General features: G+C 68.8%; 18 protein-coding genes. 9 read left to right on the top strand and 9 right to left on the bottom strand.

The window, feature by feature from the left end:
• The first annotated feature begins 66 nt into the window (after positions 1-66).
• Positions 67-1,257, top strand: coding sequence for a divergent polysaccharide deacetylase family protein (locus ACP7CK_RS07045; RefSeq protein WP_292149452.1), 1,191 nt, complete (start codon positions 67-69; stop codon positions 1,255-1,257).
• Positions 1,258-1,364: 107 nt separating this feature from the next.
• Positions 1,365-1,853: an RNA pyrophosphohydrolase gene (locus tag ACP7CK_RS07040; RefSeq protein WP_426025550.1), complete on the top strand. Its 489-nt coding sequence runs from the start codon at positions 1,365-1,367 to the stop codon at positions 1,851-1,853.
• Between the two features lie 52 nt (positions 1,854-1,905).
• On the opposite strand, the gene ACP7CK_RS07035 is transcribed toward ACP7CK_RS07040, so the two are convergent.
• Positions 1,906-2,388: an Hsp20 family protein gene (locus ACP7CK_RS07035; RefSeq protein ID WP_426025549.1), complete on the bottom strand. Its 483-nt coding sequence runs from the start codon at positions 2,386-2,388 to the stop codon at positions 1,906-1,908.
• A 257-nt stretch (positions 2,389-2,645) separates the two neighbouring features.
• Between ACP7CK_RS07035 and ACP7CK_RS07030 the strand changes: the two genes are divergently transcribed.
• The 3 genes from ACP7CK_RS07030 to ACP7CK_RS07020 all read left to right on the top strand — a co-directional run bounded on the left by ACP7CK_RS07030 (position 2,646) and on the right by ACP7CK_RS07020 (position 5,515).
• Entirely contained in the window at positions 2,646-3,464 is an 819-nt protein-coding gene (locus ACP7CK_RS07030) for a class I SAM-dependent methyltransferase (protein ID WP_426025548.1), read from the top strand.
• Positions 3,465-3,554: 90 nt separating this feature from the next.
• Positions 3,555-4,466, top strand: a complete 912-nt coding sequence (locus tag ACP7CK_RS07025; RefSeq protein ID WP_426025547.1) for a class I SAM-dependent methyltransferase — start codon at positions 3,555-3,557, stop codon at positions 4,464-4,466.
• Positions 4,463-5,515, top strand: coding sequence for an alpha/beta fold hydrolase (locus ACP7CK_RS07020; RefSeq protein ID WP_426025546.1), 1,053 nt, complete (start codon positions 4,463-4,465; stop codon positions 5,513-5,515). The genes ACP7CK_RS07025 and ACP7CK_RS07020 overlap by 4 nt, the downstream gene beginning before the upstream one ends.
• A gap of 220 nt (positions 5,516-5,735) precedes the next feature.
• Here the strand turns inward: ACP7CK_RS07020 and ACP7CK_RS07015 are convergent, their stop codons facing one another.
• From ACP7CK_RS07015 to ACP7CK_RS07005, 3 genes are all read right to left on the bottom strand, one after another.
• Positions 5,736-6,359 carry a hypothetical protein gene (locus ACP7CK_RS07015; protein ID WP_426025545.1) on the bottom strand — a complete coding sequence of 208 codons (624 nt, stop codon included), beginning with the start codon at positions 6,357-6,359 and terminating at the stop codon, positions 5,736-5,738.
• 116 nt (positions 6,360-6,475) lie between these two features.
• The gene (gene hisN, locus ACP7CK_RS07010; RefSeq protein ID WP_426025544.1) at positions 6,476-7,261 is read right to left on the bottom strand and encodes a histidinol-phosphatase; all 786 of its coding nucleotides are present in this window, start codon (positions 7,259-7,261) and stop codon (positions 6,476-6,478) included.
• Positions 7,262-7,326: 65 nt separating this feature from the next.
• Complete coding sequence (locus ACP7CK_RS07005) at positions 7,327-7,719, bottom strand: helix-turn-helix transcriptional regulator (protein ID WP_035309925.1); 393 nt, start codon at positions 7,717-7,719, stop codon at positions 7,327-7,329.
• Positions 7,720-7,910: 191 nt separating this feature from the next.
• On the opposite strand from ACP7CK_RS07005, the gene ACP7CK_RS07000 reads away from it, so the two are divergent.
• Positions 7,911-8,153 carry a GlsB/YeaQ/YmgE family stress response membrane protein gene (locus tag ACP7CK_RS07000; protein ID WP_008258823.1) on the top strand — a complete coding sequence of 81 codons (243 nt, stop codon included), beginning with the start codon at positions 7,911-7,913 and terminating at the stop codon, positions 8,151-8,153.
• A 72-nt stretch (positions 8,154-8,225) separates the two neighbouring features.
• Here ACP7CK_RS07000 and ACP7CK_RS06995 read toward each other — a convergent pair whose 3' ends face one another.
• Positions 8,226-8,609, bottom strand: a complete 384-nt coding sequence (locus ACP7CK_RS06995; RefSeq protein ID WP_426025543.1) for a hypothetical protein — start codon at positions 8,607-8,609, stop codon at positions 8,226-8,228.
• A 102-nt stretch (positions 8,610-8,711) separates the two neighbouring features.
• The gene (locus tag ACP7CK_RS06990) at positions 8,712-9,257 is read right to left on the bottom strand and encodes a hypothetical protein (RefSeq protein WP_426025542.1); all 546 of its coding nucleotides are present in this window, start codon (positions 9,255-9,257) and stop codon (positions 8,712-8,714) included.
• Positions 9,258-9,412: 155 nt separating this feature from the next.
• On the opposite strand from ACP7CK_RS06990, the gene ACP7CK_RS06985 reads away from it, so the two are divergent.
• Together ACP7CK_RS06985 and ACP7CK_RS06980 are read left to right on the top strand one after the other, a co-directional pair.
• On the top strand, positions 9,413-11,071 hold the full coding sequence (locus ACP7CK_RS06985; protein WP_008260454.1) for a GNAT family N-acetyltransferase: 1,659 nt from the start codon (positions 9,413-9,415) through the stop codon (positions 11,069-11,071).
• Positions 11,072-11,108: 37 nt separating this feature from the next.
• Positions 11,109-12,269, top strand: a complete 1,161-nt coding sequence (locus tag ACP7CK_RS06980) for a class V aminotransferase (RefSeq protein WP_292150035.1) — start codon at positions 11,109-11,111, stop codon at positions 12,267-12,269.
• Positions 12,270-12,283: 14 nt separating this feature from the next.
• Here the strand turns inward: ACP7CK_RS06980 and ACP7CK_RS06975 are convergent, their stop codons facing one another.
• From ACP7CK_RS06975 to ACP7CK_RS06965, 3 genes are all read right to left on the bottom strand, one after another.
• Positions 12,284-13,189: a hypothetical protein gene (locus ACP7CK_RS06975; RefSeq protein WP_292150036.1), complete on the bottom strand. Its 906-nt coding sequence runs from the start codon at positions 13,187-13,189 to the stop codon at positions 12,284-12,286.
• Positions 13,190-13,351: 162 nt separating this feature from the next.
• Positions 13,352-14,398, bottom strand: coding sequence for a GTPase ObgE (obgE, locus tag ACP7CK_RS06970; protein WP_426025541.1), 1,047 nt, complete (start codon positions 14,396-14,398; stop codon positions 13,352-13,354).
• A gap of 50 nt (positions 14,399-14,448) precedes the next feature.
• A complete protein-coding gene (locus ACP7CK_RS06965; RefSeq protein WP_008260429.1) occupies positions 14,449-14,760 on the bottom strand; it encodes an energy transducer TonB in 312 nt (103 codons plus the stop codon).
• A gap of 114 nt (positions 14,761-14,874) precedes the next feature.
• Here ACP7CK_RS06965 and ACP7CK_RS06960 point away from each other — a divergent pair, with 114 nt between their 5' ends.
• Positions 14,875-15,681 carry a hypothetical protein gene (locus tag ACP7CK_RS06960; RefSeq protein ID WP_426025540.1) on the top strand — a complete coding sequence of 269 codons (807 nt, stop codon included), beginning with the start codon at positions 14,875-14,877 and terminating at the stop codon, positions 15,679-15,681.

Raw genomic sequence — 15,681 nt, 5'->3', positions numbered from 1 at the left:
CCCGCCGTTAGGGTTTCTTAACCGGCGCGATGCAAGACTGGGCGTGAAGGATTCCGCCCCGTGTCCATGTTCGCCAAACGCCAGTCCGCCCTCGCCGCCGCCGCCGGTTCTCCGCCCGCGGCGCGTGGAAAGCCGAGCCTGAAACCTGTCGTCGCCGCGCTGAAGAAGCCGCCGGTGATCGCGGGGCTTTCCGGCCTCTTCCTGCTGTCCGCGACGGCCCTGTTTCTGACCGTCCTCGGCGACCCGCGCGCCGGCACGCCTTCAGCCCGGATCGCCCTGCATCGTGAAGAGGCCGCGCCCGCCCCGGCCCCGACCGGGTTCGAGGCCTTCTCCATGGGGGCCATGGGCCTGTATCAGGACCTGACCGGAACCGGGGACCCCAGCGGCGCCGCAGGCGGCGAGGCGGTGATCACCCTGCCGGACGGGGCCACCGTCGCGGGCGGGGCCAGCTATAGCGCCCCCGTCCAGGCGGCGTCTCCGCTGGCCAAGGCGCCGATCGCCGGCCTGTCGCAACCCGGTCCCAGCGGCCCCCTGCCGATGATCGCGCCCGACGGCCGCGTTCCGGCCCAGGCCTATGCCCGTCCGTTCCGCTCGAACGGCAAGCCGCGCGTGGCCCTGATCGTCGGCGGCCTGGGGCTGAACGCCGTCACCACCCGCGCGGCCATCGAACGCCTGCCCCCCGAGGTGACGCTCAGCTTCGTGCCCTATGCCGACAATCTCCAGTCCTGGATCGACCAGGCCCGCGCCCAGGGCCACGAAGTCATGCTGGAAATGCCGATGGAGCCCACCGGCTATCCCGACAACGACCCCGGCCCCTACACCTTGCTGGCCAGCGGAACCCCGGACGACGTCCAGGCCAAGATGGACTGGCTGCTGGGCCGCGCTGTCGGCTATTTCGGCGTGACCAACTATCTGGGCGACCGGTTCGCCACCTCGGACACGGGGATGAGCGCCTTCCTCTCGACCCTGCGCCAGCGCGGGATCGCCTTCCTCGACGACGGTTCGTTCCAGCGCCGTCCCGGCGCCTGGGCCCGCGCCAGCGCCGACAAGGTCATCGATCAGACCCAGTCCCCCGCCGCCATCATCGCCGCCCTGAACAGTCTGGAAGCCCAGGCCAAGCTGCGCGGCTCGGCCCTGGGGACCGGCTTCTCCTATCCGGTGACGGTCGAGGCCGCCGCTCGCTGGACCGCCGGTCTGGAACAGCGCGGTCTGCAACTGGCGCCCGCCTCGGCCATGACCCTGCGGCCGGGGCGCTGAGAAGTGGCGAGTGGCGCGTGGCGAGTGGCGAGTGAGGACTCTCGCCGGCTAAGCGCGTCGATGTGGCCGCGCGGCCTCGCCACTCGCCACGCGCCACTCGCCACTCGATGACCGACCTCAGTCTGTACCGCCCCAATGTCGGGGTCGTGCTGTTCAACGCCGACGGCCAGGTCTGGTACGGCCGCCGCCATGCGACGCCCGGTCCGCATAACTGGCAGTTCCCGCAAGGGGGCGTGGACGAGGGCGAGGATCTGCTGGCCGCCGCCCTGCGCGAACTGCGCGAGGAGACGGGGGTGACCTCGGTCGAATATCTGGCGCGGACCGACGACTGGATCCTGTACGATTTCCCGCCCGAGGCGATGAACAATCCCAAGGCCTGGCGTGGTTTCGTGGGTCAACGCCAGCAGTGGTTCGCCTTCCGCTTCACCGGACAGGACAGCGAGATCGACCTGCAAGCCGACGACGAGATCGAGTTCGACGCCTGGCGCTGGGGCGCCCTGTCCGAGGCCTGCGACCTGATCGTGCCGTTCAAACGCCCGGCCTATGAACAGGTGGTCGCCGCCTTCGCGCATCTGGCGACCCAAAAGTCGGCATAGAAAAAGGGCGGCGCGAACGCCGCCCTTCCATAGTCTCGGGTCCGAAGGCGGATCAGGCCGCCTTGTCTTCCACCTTGGTCTGGGCCTTGCCCTCGATCAGGGGCTGGCCGGCGCCGATCTCGATGCGGCGGGGCTTCAACGCCTCGGGCAGTTCGCGCTTCAGCGAAATCGACAGCAGGCCGTTAACCAGATTGGCCTCGCTCACGACCACATAGTCGGCCAGTTGGAAGCGGCGCTCGAAATCGCGCTCGGCCAGGCCGCGGTGCAGATAGGTCTTATGCGCCTCGGCGTCGTCGTTGGCGGTCTTGCGGCCGGTCACGGTCAGCAGGTTTTCCTTCACCTCGATATTCAGCTCGTCGGGAGAGAATCCGGCGACGGCGATCTCGATGCGATAGGCGTTCTCGCCCGTGGTCTCGATATTATAGGGCGGATAGCCGCCGTCCTGGCTGGTCCGCGCGGCGGTTTCCAGCAGATTGGCCAGACGGTCGAAACCGACGGCCGAACGGTACAGCGGGGTGAAATCATAGGTACGCATCGGCATCCTCCTGAGGATCAGCAAGGTTGAGCCGCCCGGCGGTTTGCCCGGACGGTTGGGGTTCAGCCCGGCGACCCGAAATCGGCGCCGTCGGTCTGGAGAGCCCGGAACCGGCGCTCTCGGACACTGAAATGGGATGCGGCGAACCGGCGTCAAGGGGGTGGAATACGCGGCAAATCGTCGGCGTCTCGGGATCGTCATTTGCGCCGGCCGCGATGCTCCGTAAGGAGAGGCGAACCGGATCAAGGAACACGCCCATGCGTCTCGCCGCCCTCGGCCTCTCCGCCCTGCTGTCGACCGTCGCCCCGACGATGGCCGCCGCCCAATCTCCGGCCCCACCGCCCGCCCAGACCGAAGGCGCCTGGACGCCGCCGCGCTCGGCCCTGTCCAGCGCCATGCCGACCTTCGAGGAGGATACGGCCCTGAAGGCCGCCGTCGCCGCCCAGACCCGTCCCGCCGCCGACCGGGCTCGCGACGCCGCCCGTCACCCCTATGAGGCCCTGACCTTCTGGGGCCTGACGCCGGGCATGACGGTGGTCGAGATCGAGCCGGGCGGCGCCAGCTGGTGGCGGCATATCCTGGAGCCCTATGCCGCGGCGACCGGCGGTCGCTATGTCGGGGTCGGTCGCCCGCTCGAGGGCATGGGGGTCGAGGCCGGCTCGGTCGACTTCATTCTGGTGGCCCGCGCCTTCCACAACTGGTCGCGCGACGGCCGCACCCAGCCCTATCTGAAGGCCTTCTACGCCGCCCTGAAGCCCGGCGGGATCCTGGCCGTAGAACAGCACCGCAGCGCCGAGGGCCTGAACGTCGCCGACGTCGCCTCCACCGGCTATGTGCCCGAAAGCTATGTGATCCACGAAGCCCAGGACGCCGGCTTCGTCCTGGAGGCCCGCAGCGAGCTGAACGCCAATCCCAGGGACGACCACGACCACCCGTTCGGCGTCTGGACCCTGCCGCCGGTGCGCCAGTCCCAGGCCCGCGACGGCTCGGCCGCCCTGACCCCCGATCAGCGCGCGACCTTCGATGCGGTCGGCGAAAGCGACCGCATGACCCTGCGTTTCCGCAAACCGGAATAGTCGGGTTTTGACCCGCGCCACGAACCTGCTTATGCCCGTTCGACCAAGGTTTGCCGGACACGGGGCCCGGCGTTCCGAGGGGGTGTTTTGATGGCTGCTCTTTCTGCGATTTCCAGCGACCCGTCGCGCCGGTTCCTGTTGTCCGGCGCCGCGGCTCTGGCCCTGATCGCCGCGGCCGGCTGCGGCCCCAAGAAGGAGGAGGCCCCCGAGGCGCCGCCCGCCCCCGCCGGTCCGCCCGAAGGATCGCTGGAATGGGCCGTCGCCGGTCCGTGGCGCGCCCAGGACCGGCCCCGCGACGCCTTCCGCCATCCGATGGAGACCCTGCGCTTCTTCGGGCTGCAACCGCGCATGACGGTGGTCGAATTCTGGCCCGGCAGCGGCTGGTACACTGAAATCCTGGCCCCCTATCTGACGCGGGGCCAGGGGACCTATATCGCCGCCCTGTTCCCGGAGGGGCCGACCGCCGATCCGGCCCAGGCCGCCCTGAACGCCGCCTTCCAGACCCGGTTCAGCGCCGACAAGAAACTGTATGGCGAGCCCCAGTTCACCACCTTCGGCGCCGCCTCCGGCCCGGTGGCTCCGGCGGGCACGGCCGACCTGTGCCTGTTCATGCGCACCCTGCACGGCTGGATGGCGGCCGGGATCGCCGAAAAGGCCTTCTCCGACGCCTTCGCCGCCCTGAAGCCTGGCGGCGTCCTGGGCGTCGAACAGCACCGTCTGGCCCCGGAAGAGGACCAGGATCCGGTGGCGGCCAACGGCTATGTCCAGGAGGCCTTCGTCCGACAGCTGGCTGCAGAGGCGGGCTTCGTCTTCGTCGCCGCCTCCGAGGTCAACGCCAACGAGAAGGACACCAAGGATCATCCGTTCGGCGTCGACACCCTGCCGCCGACCCGTCTGACCGCCCCCCGCGGCGACCCCGCCGACCCCGCCTTCGACCGATCCAAATACGAGGAGATCGGCGAGAGCGACCGCATGACCTTGAAATTCAGGAAACCCGAGTGAACCGCGCCCAAGCCTTCGCCGCCAACGCCCCCCTGATGGGGGTTCCAGGCGCGTCTTCGCCGCCGGGCGGCAAGGGCGACTGGTACCGTGGGGCCGGCGGCATGCGGCTGCGCGCCGCCCTGTGGACGCCGTCGCACCTGACCGCCGAAAAGCCGCGCGGCACGGTGGTGCTCAGCCCCGGCCGCACCGAACCGATCGAGAAATATTTCGAGGTCATCGGCAATTTCCTGGCGCGCGGCTGGTGCGTCCTGGCCCACGACTGGCGCGGCCAGGGCTTGTCGGCCCGGCTCCTGCCCGACCGCCTGAAGGGCCACGCCCGCGCGGTGGAAGAGTTTCTGGACGACTACGGCCGGCTGCTGGACGCCTTCGAGGACCAGTGCCCCAAGCCCTGGGTCATGGTCGGCCATTCGATGGGCGCCTGCCTGAACCTGTTGTCGCTGGAAGCCGGCGAGAGCCGGTTCTCGGGGGCGGTCCTGTCCAGCCCGATGCTGCGCATCAAGACCGGCAAACGGTCTATGTGGTCGGTCAAGCTGGCGGTCCGCTGGAACATCCGCCACGGCCATGCGGGCGACTATATCCTGGGCGACCCGGATGATCCGTTCGACCATACCTTCGCCGAGGACGCCCTGACTTCGGACGAGGCGCGCTACGAGATGTGGCGCCAGCAGCTGTACGCCTGCCCCCACCTGGCCATCGGCGGCCCCACCTACGGCTGGCTGGCCTTCGCCCTGGACGCCGGCGAGCGGGCGCTGAAGCCCAAGGCCCTGAAGATGGTCAAGATTCCGGTCGCCGTCGTCCAGGCCGACAATGACGACGTGGTGTGGAAACAGACCAACCGCTGGGCCGCCAAACGCCTGGGCCGCGGCCGCTATGTCGAGGTCCCCGGCGCCCTGCACGAAGTCATCATGGAAGCCGACGACAAGCGCGCCGTCTTCCTGGACGAGTTCGACGCCATGGCCGACTACGTCTCGCCGATCCAGGACCTGCCCCCCGTCGATCCGTCAGCCAGGATCGAGGACGTGACGGAAGAGACGCCGTCGGTGGCGTGAGGGGGCTTACGCCCAACCCGTCATCCTCGGGCTTGACCCGAGGATCGAGGGCACCGCCGCTTGTGCGAAGGGCCTGACGCAGAATCCGATCAGCGCCCGGTCCTCGGGTCAAGCCCGAGGATGACGGTGGGGGTGCGGCCGAGACTGTTCCTGCCGCTGAAGTGAGGCAAGGTCAGATTTCGGTGCCGACGCGCATTTCGCAAACCGACCCGTAGCTGACCTAAGGCGTTGCTCTTTGGCTGAGGTCTCGATTAAGCGCTTGGAAGCTGCGGTAGTTGTCCTGCTCCCAAGCGTCCAGTGCGGCGACGTGCGTTGGTGGTATGGTCACCATTGCCCGACAGCCAGGTCTCTGGCTCGTAAGCCTGAACGTCAGGACCCGCCCGCGCGGCTGCGGTGGCAGAAGGAAGGTAGCTTGGGTTGCTAGTTCCGGGTTCGGGTCCAGCCCCGGCGGGCCGCTGCCATTTCTGACGGAATACGGCTTATAGCTGATGTCTCCATCAACAGATTCGAGCGCAATGTGTTTTCGATCGCGGCAATCGAACAATTCGACATCTAACGCGAAGCCGTCGTCTTGCTTCGGCGGATCTGCATCGCAGCGAGCTGTCCAGATCGAGGCTTCGACACGGTTTCCGGTCTCCCCCACTGATACGACGGTCGGGGCGGTGGCGCTTATGCCACAGTTTACATCGCCTCGCTCTACGTTGAGCGGCACTCCCAAATAGGTGTCGCCATCAGAACCGCTTTGGGCCGCCTCCAGGGTGGGTTTGTTGTGCGGCTCGCTGCACGAAGCTAACAGTAGCCAGCCCGCAAAGACGGCTGAATACGCGAGTTTGGACCATTCCATAGTGGGCCAGCTTGTCGGAAATTCGAACCTTGGTCCAGCGGGCGCGCGCGGGCGTGATTGTCCGCTTCCCACCCTCTGCCGACAATCCCAAAGTCTGCTCCCGACCCCTCCGCCCGCTACCCCGCCGCGCGCTTCAGCGTCACCAGGGCCTGGTCGATCAGCCGCTCATCCCCGACCGCCAATATCTGCCCGCTGCCGTCCGGCGCATCGCCGCGCCAGTTGACGACCCGGCCGCCGGCGGCCTCGATCACGGGGACCAGGGCGGACCAGTCCCAGGATTTCAGGCTGGCTTCGGCGACCAGGTCCATCTGGCCCGCCGCCACCATGGCGTAGGCATAGGCGTCGCAGCCCAGGCGGGCCAGGCGGGCGGCGGCGCGGACCTGGGTCCAGGCGCCCCGTTCGGCGCCGTTGAAGATGTCGGGGTCGGTGGTCGAGATGACGGCTTCGGTCAGGTGTTCGCAGGCCCGCACGGCCAGGGGCCGCTCGGTCGCGCCGCGCAACAGGCGGGCGCCGGACGGGCCGCCGATGAAGATCTCGTCCAGATAGGGCTGGGCGATCAAGCCCACAGTCGGCTTTTCGGCGACGCGCAGGGCGATCAGGGTGGTCCACAGCGGCAGGCCCGAGATGAAGGCCCGCGTCCCGTCGATGGGATCCAGAACCCAGACGTGCTCGGCGTCCGGCCGGTCCTCGCCGTATTCCTCGCCGATCACGCCGTGGTCGGGATAGCGGGCGGCGATCAGGCGGCGGATCGCGGCCTCGGCCTGTTTGTCCCCCTCGGTGACGGGGTCGAAGCCCGCCGCCCCGCCCTTGTCCTCATGCCCGATGCCCGAGCGGAAGAAGGGCAGGGTGACGCGCGCGGCCTCGTGCGCCAGTTCAACGGCGAAGGATTCGAATTCGATCATGGGCGCTCTTAGCGCGGATCGCCCCGTGCAGAGAACCCCGGCCGCAACGCCTGCGCCCTATTCGTTCAGGCGACCGCGTCGTTGACGTCGTGAAGGGACTTGGCCAGATCCAGCAGGCGTCGGCGCGGGCGTTCGCCCAGCTGGTAGTAGGCCTGGATCAGGTCCAGCGTCTCCTTGCGTGAGAACATCTCGCCCCCTCCGGCGGACGTTCCCGGCGCCGCGTCCTTGCGCTCCAGCGCCTCGGTCACGCCGTCGTAGAAATAGCTGACCGGCGTCTCCAGCGCCTCGGCCAGTTGCCACAGACGGGCGGCCGAGATGCGGTTGGCGCCGCATTCGTATTTCTGGATCTGCTGGAAGCGGATGCCGACCTGAACGGCCAACTGCTGCTGGGTCAGGCCCAGCAGGCGGCGGCGGCGACGCAGGCGGCGGCCCAGGTGGAGATCGATGTCGGTGGCCATGACCCTCAATGCCTTATCTGAAGACCTGTCCCGACACGGGACGGTTCGCCCGCCACGCCGCAATCCGCGTGCCGCAGGTCGCGTCAGGGGCGAGTTTCGCGGCTCATCGAACTCTGCATGTCGTGATCGCAACCCAATCCGGCCGCGTGCATTTACTCCCCAGCTTGGCTTCACAGGAAGGAACCTACACCATGGGCATTATCGCCTGGATCATCATCGGCATCGTCGCGGGCTGGCTCGCGGAACAGATCATGGGCCGCAACCACGGCCTGATCACCAATCTGATCGTCGGCGTCATCGGCGCCCTGATCGGCGGCTTCGTCGCCAATGCGCTGGGCTTCGCCTGGGGCGGCTGGATCGGTTCGACCATCGTCGCCACCATCGGCGCCATCATCCTTCTGTTCCTTCTGGGTCTGGTCAAGCGTCGCGCTTGATCGTCCCTCTGGACTGAGAATGAACGAAAGGGCGGCTCGCGAGAGCCGCCCTTTTTGTATGTTTCGACCGGCTTATTGCGCCGCGGGGGCGGGACGGAAGTCGCCCTGCGCGGCGATCAGGACGCCGCCCTGCACCGTGGCGGCGTCGGCGGGCAGCAGGCGGGTCGATCCGTCGGGCAGACGGATCAGATAGCCGTCGATACGGCCGCCCGACCCCCGACTGACGCCCACGACCTGGCCCAGCGCCTCTCCGCTCGATCCCCGCGCCGTTGCGCCGACGGCGACCTCGGCGGGGGCGTATTCCGAGCGGGCAGGGGCTTCGGCAGGCGTATCGACATGGCGCGAGGGCGGCGCTTTGTCCTGACCGTCAACCTGAGTCGACGCGGTTTGGGCCCACGCGGTTTGGGCCAGGACGGCCGTGGCCGCCAGGGCCGCGAGGGTTGCGAAACGCATCATGGAACGGTCCTTCCTGTCAGGTGACAACGGAAAAGGCGGCCGGGATGTCCCGGCCGCCTTCTCGACGTCTGTGGCTCAGGCTCGAGCCCAGGCGGTCATGGATCAGCGCTGGGGCTGGTCGCCGGTCGGCGGGGCCATCGGGTCGCTGCTGCCCGACGGATCGGCAGGCTCGGTCGTGGTGGGTTCCGTGGGGATCGGCCCAGTCGGGGCCGGTTCGGCCGTCATCGGCGCGGCAGGCTCGGCGGGCATGACCGAAGGATCGGCGGCGGGGGCGGGCGTCGTTGCGGCGGACGGAGGCGGCGGCGCGCCAGCGATCGGGGCGGCGGCGTCGTACTCGGTCTTGGTATAGGCCACCACCACATTGGCGCCGTCCTGGCGGATGCCGTTCAGCGGCACGGCGCGAAGCTGGCCGTCGGCGCCGCGAACTGTCAGTTCCTGGGCGCCCGAGGCGTTGTTCTGAACGCCTTCAAGCTTGCCCAGTTCGCCATCGGGACCGTGCACCGAAGTGCCGGGCGTCAACGACAGGCTGGGCTGAGCGGGGGCGTCTTGGGTTGCGGGGGCCGCGGGAGCGATTTCCTGCGCCAGGGCGGGCGAGGCGATCAGGAAGGCGGCGGCGGCGCTGCTCAGAATGGCGGTCTTGAAGTTCATGGGAGAACATCCGGTTGCACGGGCCCGGCGCCCGCAATCACCAAACCCACCATGTTACGGATTGTTTCGTCGGCCCCAAAATGACCCTGAACCTGCCCCGGTTGGACGATTCCTGGTCTAAGGTGCGGCATTGCGTCGAATCGGCAGGAGGCCGCGTGAATCGCCGGAACGCCTATGTCCCCGGCCTGCTGCGCAGGCTGTTGGGGCTCGCCTATGAGCTGACCCCTCAGGTTTTCGCCGTGGTGGCCTTCTGCGCCGGGGCGCTGATGCTCATTTCGGCGGTGACGCCAGAGTTCGACGACCGGTTGCGGCAACTCACCGGCGTCGTGTCGCCGATCCTGATCGACCTGTCCCATTTTGTGGCCAGCATCGCCGGATTCATGCTGATCCTGCTGTCGGCCGGTCTGTGGCGACGGCGCCGCGGCGCCTATTGGGCGGCCCTGGCGGTGCTGGCCGTCGGGGCCGTCTTCTCGGTTCTGAAGGGGCTGGACTGGGAAGAGTCCGTCGATCTGGCGCTCGTCGCCGCCCTGCTGGCGCCGTGTCGCACGGCCTTCAACCGCCGCTCGCGTCTCAGCGAGCCCCTGCGGCCCGGCTGGTTGCTGCTGCTGATCGCGGTGGTGGGGTCGATGCTGTGGCTGGGCTTCTTCGCCTATCGCGACGTGGCCTATTCGGACGAGCTGTGGTGGCGGTTCCTGGTGGATCGCCAGGCCTCGGGCTTCCTGCGGGCGGGTCTGGTCCTGTCCCTGCTGACCCTGCTGGTCGCAGGACGCTCCCTGCTCAGTTCGCCGGGCGCCGACAGTCACGGTCCGGCCTCGAAGGACCAGATCGAACGCGCCCGCATCGCCCTGGAGGCGGCGGAAGAGGCCACGCCCGAGGCCTGGCTGGCCATGCTGGGCGACAAGGCCCTGTTGTTCAGCCCCTCGGGCCGCAGCTTCCTGGCCTATCGGGTGCGGGGCCGGCGCTGGATCGCCATGGGCGAACCGGCAGGGGCGCTGGCGGAACGCCAGGAGCTGTTGTGGGCCTTCACCGAACTGGCCGACAGCTACGGCGGTGCGGCGGTCTTCTACTCGGTCGGGGACGATATCCTCAGCGAACTGGCGACCATGGGCCTGGCCATGCGCAAGGTCGGCGAGACGGCGGTGATCCGCACCGAGGCCTTCGCCCTGGAGGGCAAGAGCAAGCAGAACCTGCGCACGGCCGTGAACCGGGCCGAACGCGAGGGGGCCAGTTTCGACATCCTGCCCGCCGGCGCCGCCAGGGCGCTGGAGCCTGAGCTGAAGGCGATTTCGGACGCCTGGATGGGCCTGCACAACGGGGCGGAGAAGTCCTTCTCCCTGGGCCGGTTCGACATCGACTATCTGAACCTGACGCCGTTGGCGGTGGTGCGCGAGGGCGAGCGGATCGTGGCCTTCGCCAATCTGCTGGTCACGCCGGGCGAGGCGGCGGTGGACCTGATGCGCTATACGCCCGAAGCGCCGCATGGGGTGATGGACTATCTGTTCATCCGCTGCGTCCAGTGGGCCAAGGCCGAGGGGATCGCCACCTTCGACCTGGGCATGGCGCCCCTGGCCGGGCTGGAGGATCGTCGCGTCGCCCCCGTCTTCGCCCGCGTCGGCGCCCTGGTGTTCGAGGAGGGCGGCGCCCTGTACGGCTTCCAGGGTCTGCGCAGCTACAAGGCCAAGTTCGCGCCGGACTGGAAGGCCCGGTTCATCGCTGCGCCCGTATCCACCCCCCTGCCCCTGGCCCTGCTGGACGTGGCCCTGCTGACCAGCGGCGGGTGGCTGGGCATGTTGGGCCTGCGCAAGGGCCGCTGATATCGACGGGCGGCGCCGAAGCGGTCATGGTGCGCCCATGTCGTTCAAGCCCCTCTTTTCCCGCGCCCTGGCCCTTGCGCCGGAGCGCCTGCATTTCGCCGCCCACAGCCATCACCTGTGGCCCGACGTCAGTTTCGAGGCCCAGCAACAGGCCTGGCTTGACGCCAATCGGCACGCCGACCGCAAATGGGACCTGATCTTCGACGAGATCGTCCCCCAGGCCCAGGCCGAGGTGGCGCGCGAACTGAGCCTGGCCTCGCCGGACAGCGTGGTGTTTTCGCCCAACACCCATGACCTGCTGCTGCGGGTCTTTTCGGCCTTCGAGACCCAGCCGGTGCGGATACTGTCCACGGACGGCGAGTTCCACTCGTTCCGGCGTCAGGCCGAGCGCTGGGAGGAGGCGGGTCAGGCCGTGGTCACCCGCGTGCCCCTGGCGCCCTTCGACACCTTCGCGGAGCGGTTCGTCGCGGCGGCCGCAGCGGGCGGTCACGACTGGATCCTGGTCAGCCAGATCTTCTTCCGCACCGGAGGCCTGTTCGACGGGATCGAGGCCCTGGCCGCCCTGGCCCGGCCCGAGGGCCCGTGGGTCCTGATCGACGGCTATCACGGCTTCATGGCGACCCCGACGGATCTGTCGGCCGTGGCGGACCGGGTCTTCTATGTCGGCGGCGGCTATAAATACGCCATGGCGGGCGAGGGGGCCTGTTTCCTGCACGCCCCCGACGGCTTTGCGCCCCGGCCGGTGGTCACCGGCTGGTTCGCCGAGTTCGGGGATCTGTCCGGCCCGCCGGGCGCGGTCCAGTATCGCTCGGACGGCGGCCGGTTCTGGGGCGCGACCTTCGACAGTTCGGCCCTGTACCGGTTCAACGCCGTGCGCCGGATGTTGAGAGAAGCCGGGCTGACCACGGCGGACGTGGCGGACCACAGTCGGGCGCTGGCGATGCAATTCCAGGCGGCGCTTCAGGCCGGAGAGGCCGGAGCGGTCGGCGCAGCCGAGATGCTGAACCCGGTCCAGGGCGACGACGCCCGCGCCCGTTTCCTGGCCCTGCGCCACGACGACGCTCCGGCCTGGCGGGCGGACCTGCTGGCGGCCGGCGTGGTGACGGACGTGCGCGACGACGTGATCCGGTTCGGCTTCGGCCTGTATCAGGACGCCGCTGACGTGGATCGGCTGATCGCGGCCTGCCGCGCCCTGTAGGGTTTCAGCCTCCCCTAGAAGAAGGTGGTGTCGTCCTGCTTCTTGGCCTGGGGCGCGGCGCGGGGCGTCGTCGCCGGCGGGGTTTGGCGCGGCGTCCCGGCGTTCGGCGGCGTGTTCGGCGATTGGCCGTTTGGCGTCTGCCCGTTCGCAGGCGGGATCGCCGGCAGGGCCGGATAGGGCATGGCCGGGGTCTGGCCCGCTTCGGCCGGGCTTCCGTCGCCCGGATAGGCTTCCGCCGCCGGGAGCTCGTCGACCGGCGTCGCCTGACCCACGCGGTCGGGCGCGTTCAGATCGTCACGGATGAAGGCCCAGGACCGACTGTCGGCGCAACCGCAGGCCTTCAGGAAGCCGTCGCGGTCACGCCACAGGATCAACGGATAGGTGATGTGCACCCCGGCGTCGCTGAGCAGGGCGGTCAGGCGTTCGTCGAACTGGCGGCTGGCGTCCACCACGGCCGAGCGGGCCAGATTGCCGTCCGCCTGGGGGATGCCGGCGGCGGTCCAGTTCCGCGCGGGCGTCGCCGTCCAGCGTTGGTACAGGGACCAGTCGCGGGTCAGCCACAGTTCCGCGATCGTGGCCCGTTCGGCGGCGGTGGACTGGGCCAGGCCCTCGCGGTCGGCGCGGGCGAACAGGATGACGCGCGGCTCGACCCCTGCGGCCTGAAGCTTGGCGACCTCCTCCTGCTCATAGCGCTGGGCCGACGCGCTGTCGCGATAGCCGACGATATAGAGGGGTTCGCCCCCGCCGCCGCCCGACACCCAGGAGGCCTCGTCGAGCAGTTGCTGGATCTGGGCCTGGTTGCGGCTGATCGTGACCGGCTGGAACCGCGAATAGAAGTTCCAGTAGGCCCAGTAGCCGAGCCCCGCCAGGATCAGGCCGATCAGGGCGGCCAGGGCGGACCAAATGAGGAATCGACGCATGGGGGAGGAGTGCTCCAGCTTCACCGTTGGCACGGGTTAACGCATAGCACCGAAATCCGTTGTCCGCTCATTCGCCGTGCCGTTTTCCCCGGCGAAATCCGCAGGTGACGTTCGCACGCCACACCCGCCCATCCCGATCCGCGCCGGGATGGGCGGGGGATTTCAAGGCTGCCAGCCCGAGGTCTGGTCGACGTCGCTTTCGCCCGCCAGGGCCCCGCGGGTCTTCTTCACCTCGGCCCAGGCGGCGCGCAGCAGGGCCGCCACGCCTTCGCCCGACACGCCCGAGACCAGCATGGGCCGACGACCGGCGACGGCCTCCAGCTCGGCCGCCTTCTCCTCGCGCGCCTCGGGCGTCAGGGCGTCGATCTTGTTCAGGGCCAGGATCTCGGCCTTTTCGGCCAGACCTTCGCCATAGGCTTCCAGCTCGCCCCGGATGATCCGGTAAGCCCCGGCCACATCGTCCTGGGTGCCGTCGATCAGGTGGATCAGGCTGGCCGAGCGCTCGACATGGCCCAGGAAGCGCGTGCCCAGGCCCGCGCCCTCGCTGGCGCCCTCGATCAGACCGGGAATGTCGGCGATGACGAACCGCTCGGACGGCGACAGGTCCACCATCCCCAGGTTCGGCGCCAGGGTGGTGAAGGGATAGTCGGCGATCTTGGGCTTGGCGGCGCTGGCCGCTGACAGGAAGGTGGACTTGCCCGCGTTCGGCAAACCGGCCAGGCCGATGTCGGCGATCAGCTTCAGCCGCAGCCAGATCCACCGCTCCTGACCGTCCTGGCCGGGGTTGGCGTAGGTCGGCGCCTGGTTGGTCGGCCCCTTGAAACGCACATTGCCCCAACCGCCGTTGCCGCCCTTCAGCAACAGCTCGATCTTGCCGGGCGTGTCCATGTCCAGGAGCACGGTCTCCTTGTCCTCGTCCAGCACCTGGGTGCCGACCGGCACCTTCAGATGCACGTCGTCGCCCTTGCCGCCGTGCATCTGGCGGCCCTGGCCGTGGTGGCCGGTCTGGGCCTTGAAATGCTGCTGGTAGCGATAGTCGATCAGGGTGTTCAGCCCGTCGACCGCCTCGATCCAGACGTCGCCGCCCTTGCCGCCGTCGCCGCCGTCGGGGCCGCCGTTGGGAATGAATTTCTCGCGTCGAAACGACACGGAGCCCGCGCCGCCGTTGCCGGAGCGGATATAGATCTTGGCCTGGTCGAGGAACTTCATCGCGGGCTTATGCCGCAAGACGACGGCGAATTACAGGCGTGACCTTCGGTTCAGCGTGTCTCGAACGTCAGGGTGATTTCGCGCATCCCTGCCTGACCGGATTGAGCCCTGCCAGTCCTGACCCCGCGCAGGGCTTCGCGGCCGAAACCCTGGCCGACCGGCGTCTCGGACACGATCAGGCAATTCGTGGGGATGCCGTTGGCCGTGAAGTCGCACCGGAGAACCACGACGCCGGATTTCACGCCCGTCTCCAGCGCCTTGGCGGGCATTTCAATGCGGGGCGGAGTTTCCCAAACCACGGGCGGCGCTGAAGCCGTGGCCTGGGCGGTCGTCAGGGCGGCCAGAAGAGCGAACAGGGTCATGTTTCAGAGCTAGATGACCACGCCTGTCGTCGCAACCCCCGGTTTTACTGTCTGCTTCCTAGCCGAGCTGTGCCGTTCATGGAGCGTTAAGCGGTGCAGACGAGATTCTCTGTCATGAACCTGTCCAGCGCGACATCCATGACCAGCGTCCTGGCCGAGGGCCGGGTCCAGCGCGAAAAACAGGCGCAGGAGCGCGCCGAGGCCAGGCTGCGCGATGCGCGCTCCGCCGTCGAAACGTTGAAGCAGCGCAACACCGCCGCCGCTAAGGACGCCCAGGAACAGCGCAAGGCGGCCGCCAAGCAGAAGATCGAACAGATCAAGGCCCGCATCCGCATGTTGCAGATGAGCGGCTCGGCCGATCCCAAACTGCTGGCCCAGTTGGCGAAGGAACTGAAGTCCGCAGTCAAAATGTACGGCGGATCGGGCGGCGCGTCGGTGGAGATCGGCGGCGCCGACGCCGGTTCTTCGGCGGCCTCCAATGCGGCGCCGGCGGCGGACCCCAGCGTCGGTGCGACCGAGACCGCGTCCACGGAGACGCCCATCGCGGCGGAGCCTCCCGCCCCGCCCGCGAATGAGGATGCTGCGGCGCCCAAGGGCGAGGGCGAGGGCGAGAAAAATCCCGAAACCACCCAGTCTGAAGACAATCCGTATCGGCGCATGGCGGCGGAAGCCCAGGCGCGCGTCGCTGAGCAGTCACGACGCGGGGCGGCGCAGCAGGAAGATCGCGACTTCCTGTCCGACGCCCGCAATCTGGCGAGCCAGATCAAGAGCATGGCGAAGCGGGCGCAGCACCAGGCCGAGACCGACCCCGCCCTGCGCCAGCACGCCGACCAGGCGGCGCAGGCTGCAGCCGAGGCCGTGCGGGCGATCGAGAGCGCCGGCCGCGATCTGGGCGCGGCCGGGGTCTCCCTGACGGTCTAG

It is taken from the genome of Brevundimonas sp. TSRC1-1 (assembly GCF_049898245.1).
Classification (GTDB): domain Bacteria; phylum Pseudomonadota; class Alphaproteobacteria; order Caulobacterales; family Caulobacteraceae; genus Brevundimonas; species Brevundimonas mediterranea_A.
The sequence above is the reverse complement of the archived record's forward strand: the minus strand, read 5'-3'. Positions and strand labels throughout refer to the sequence as shown.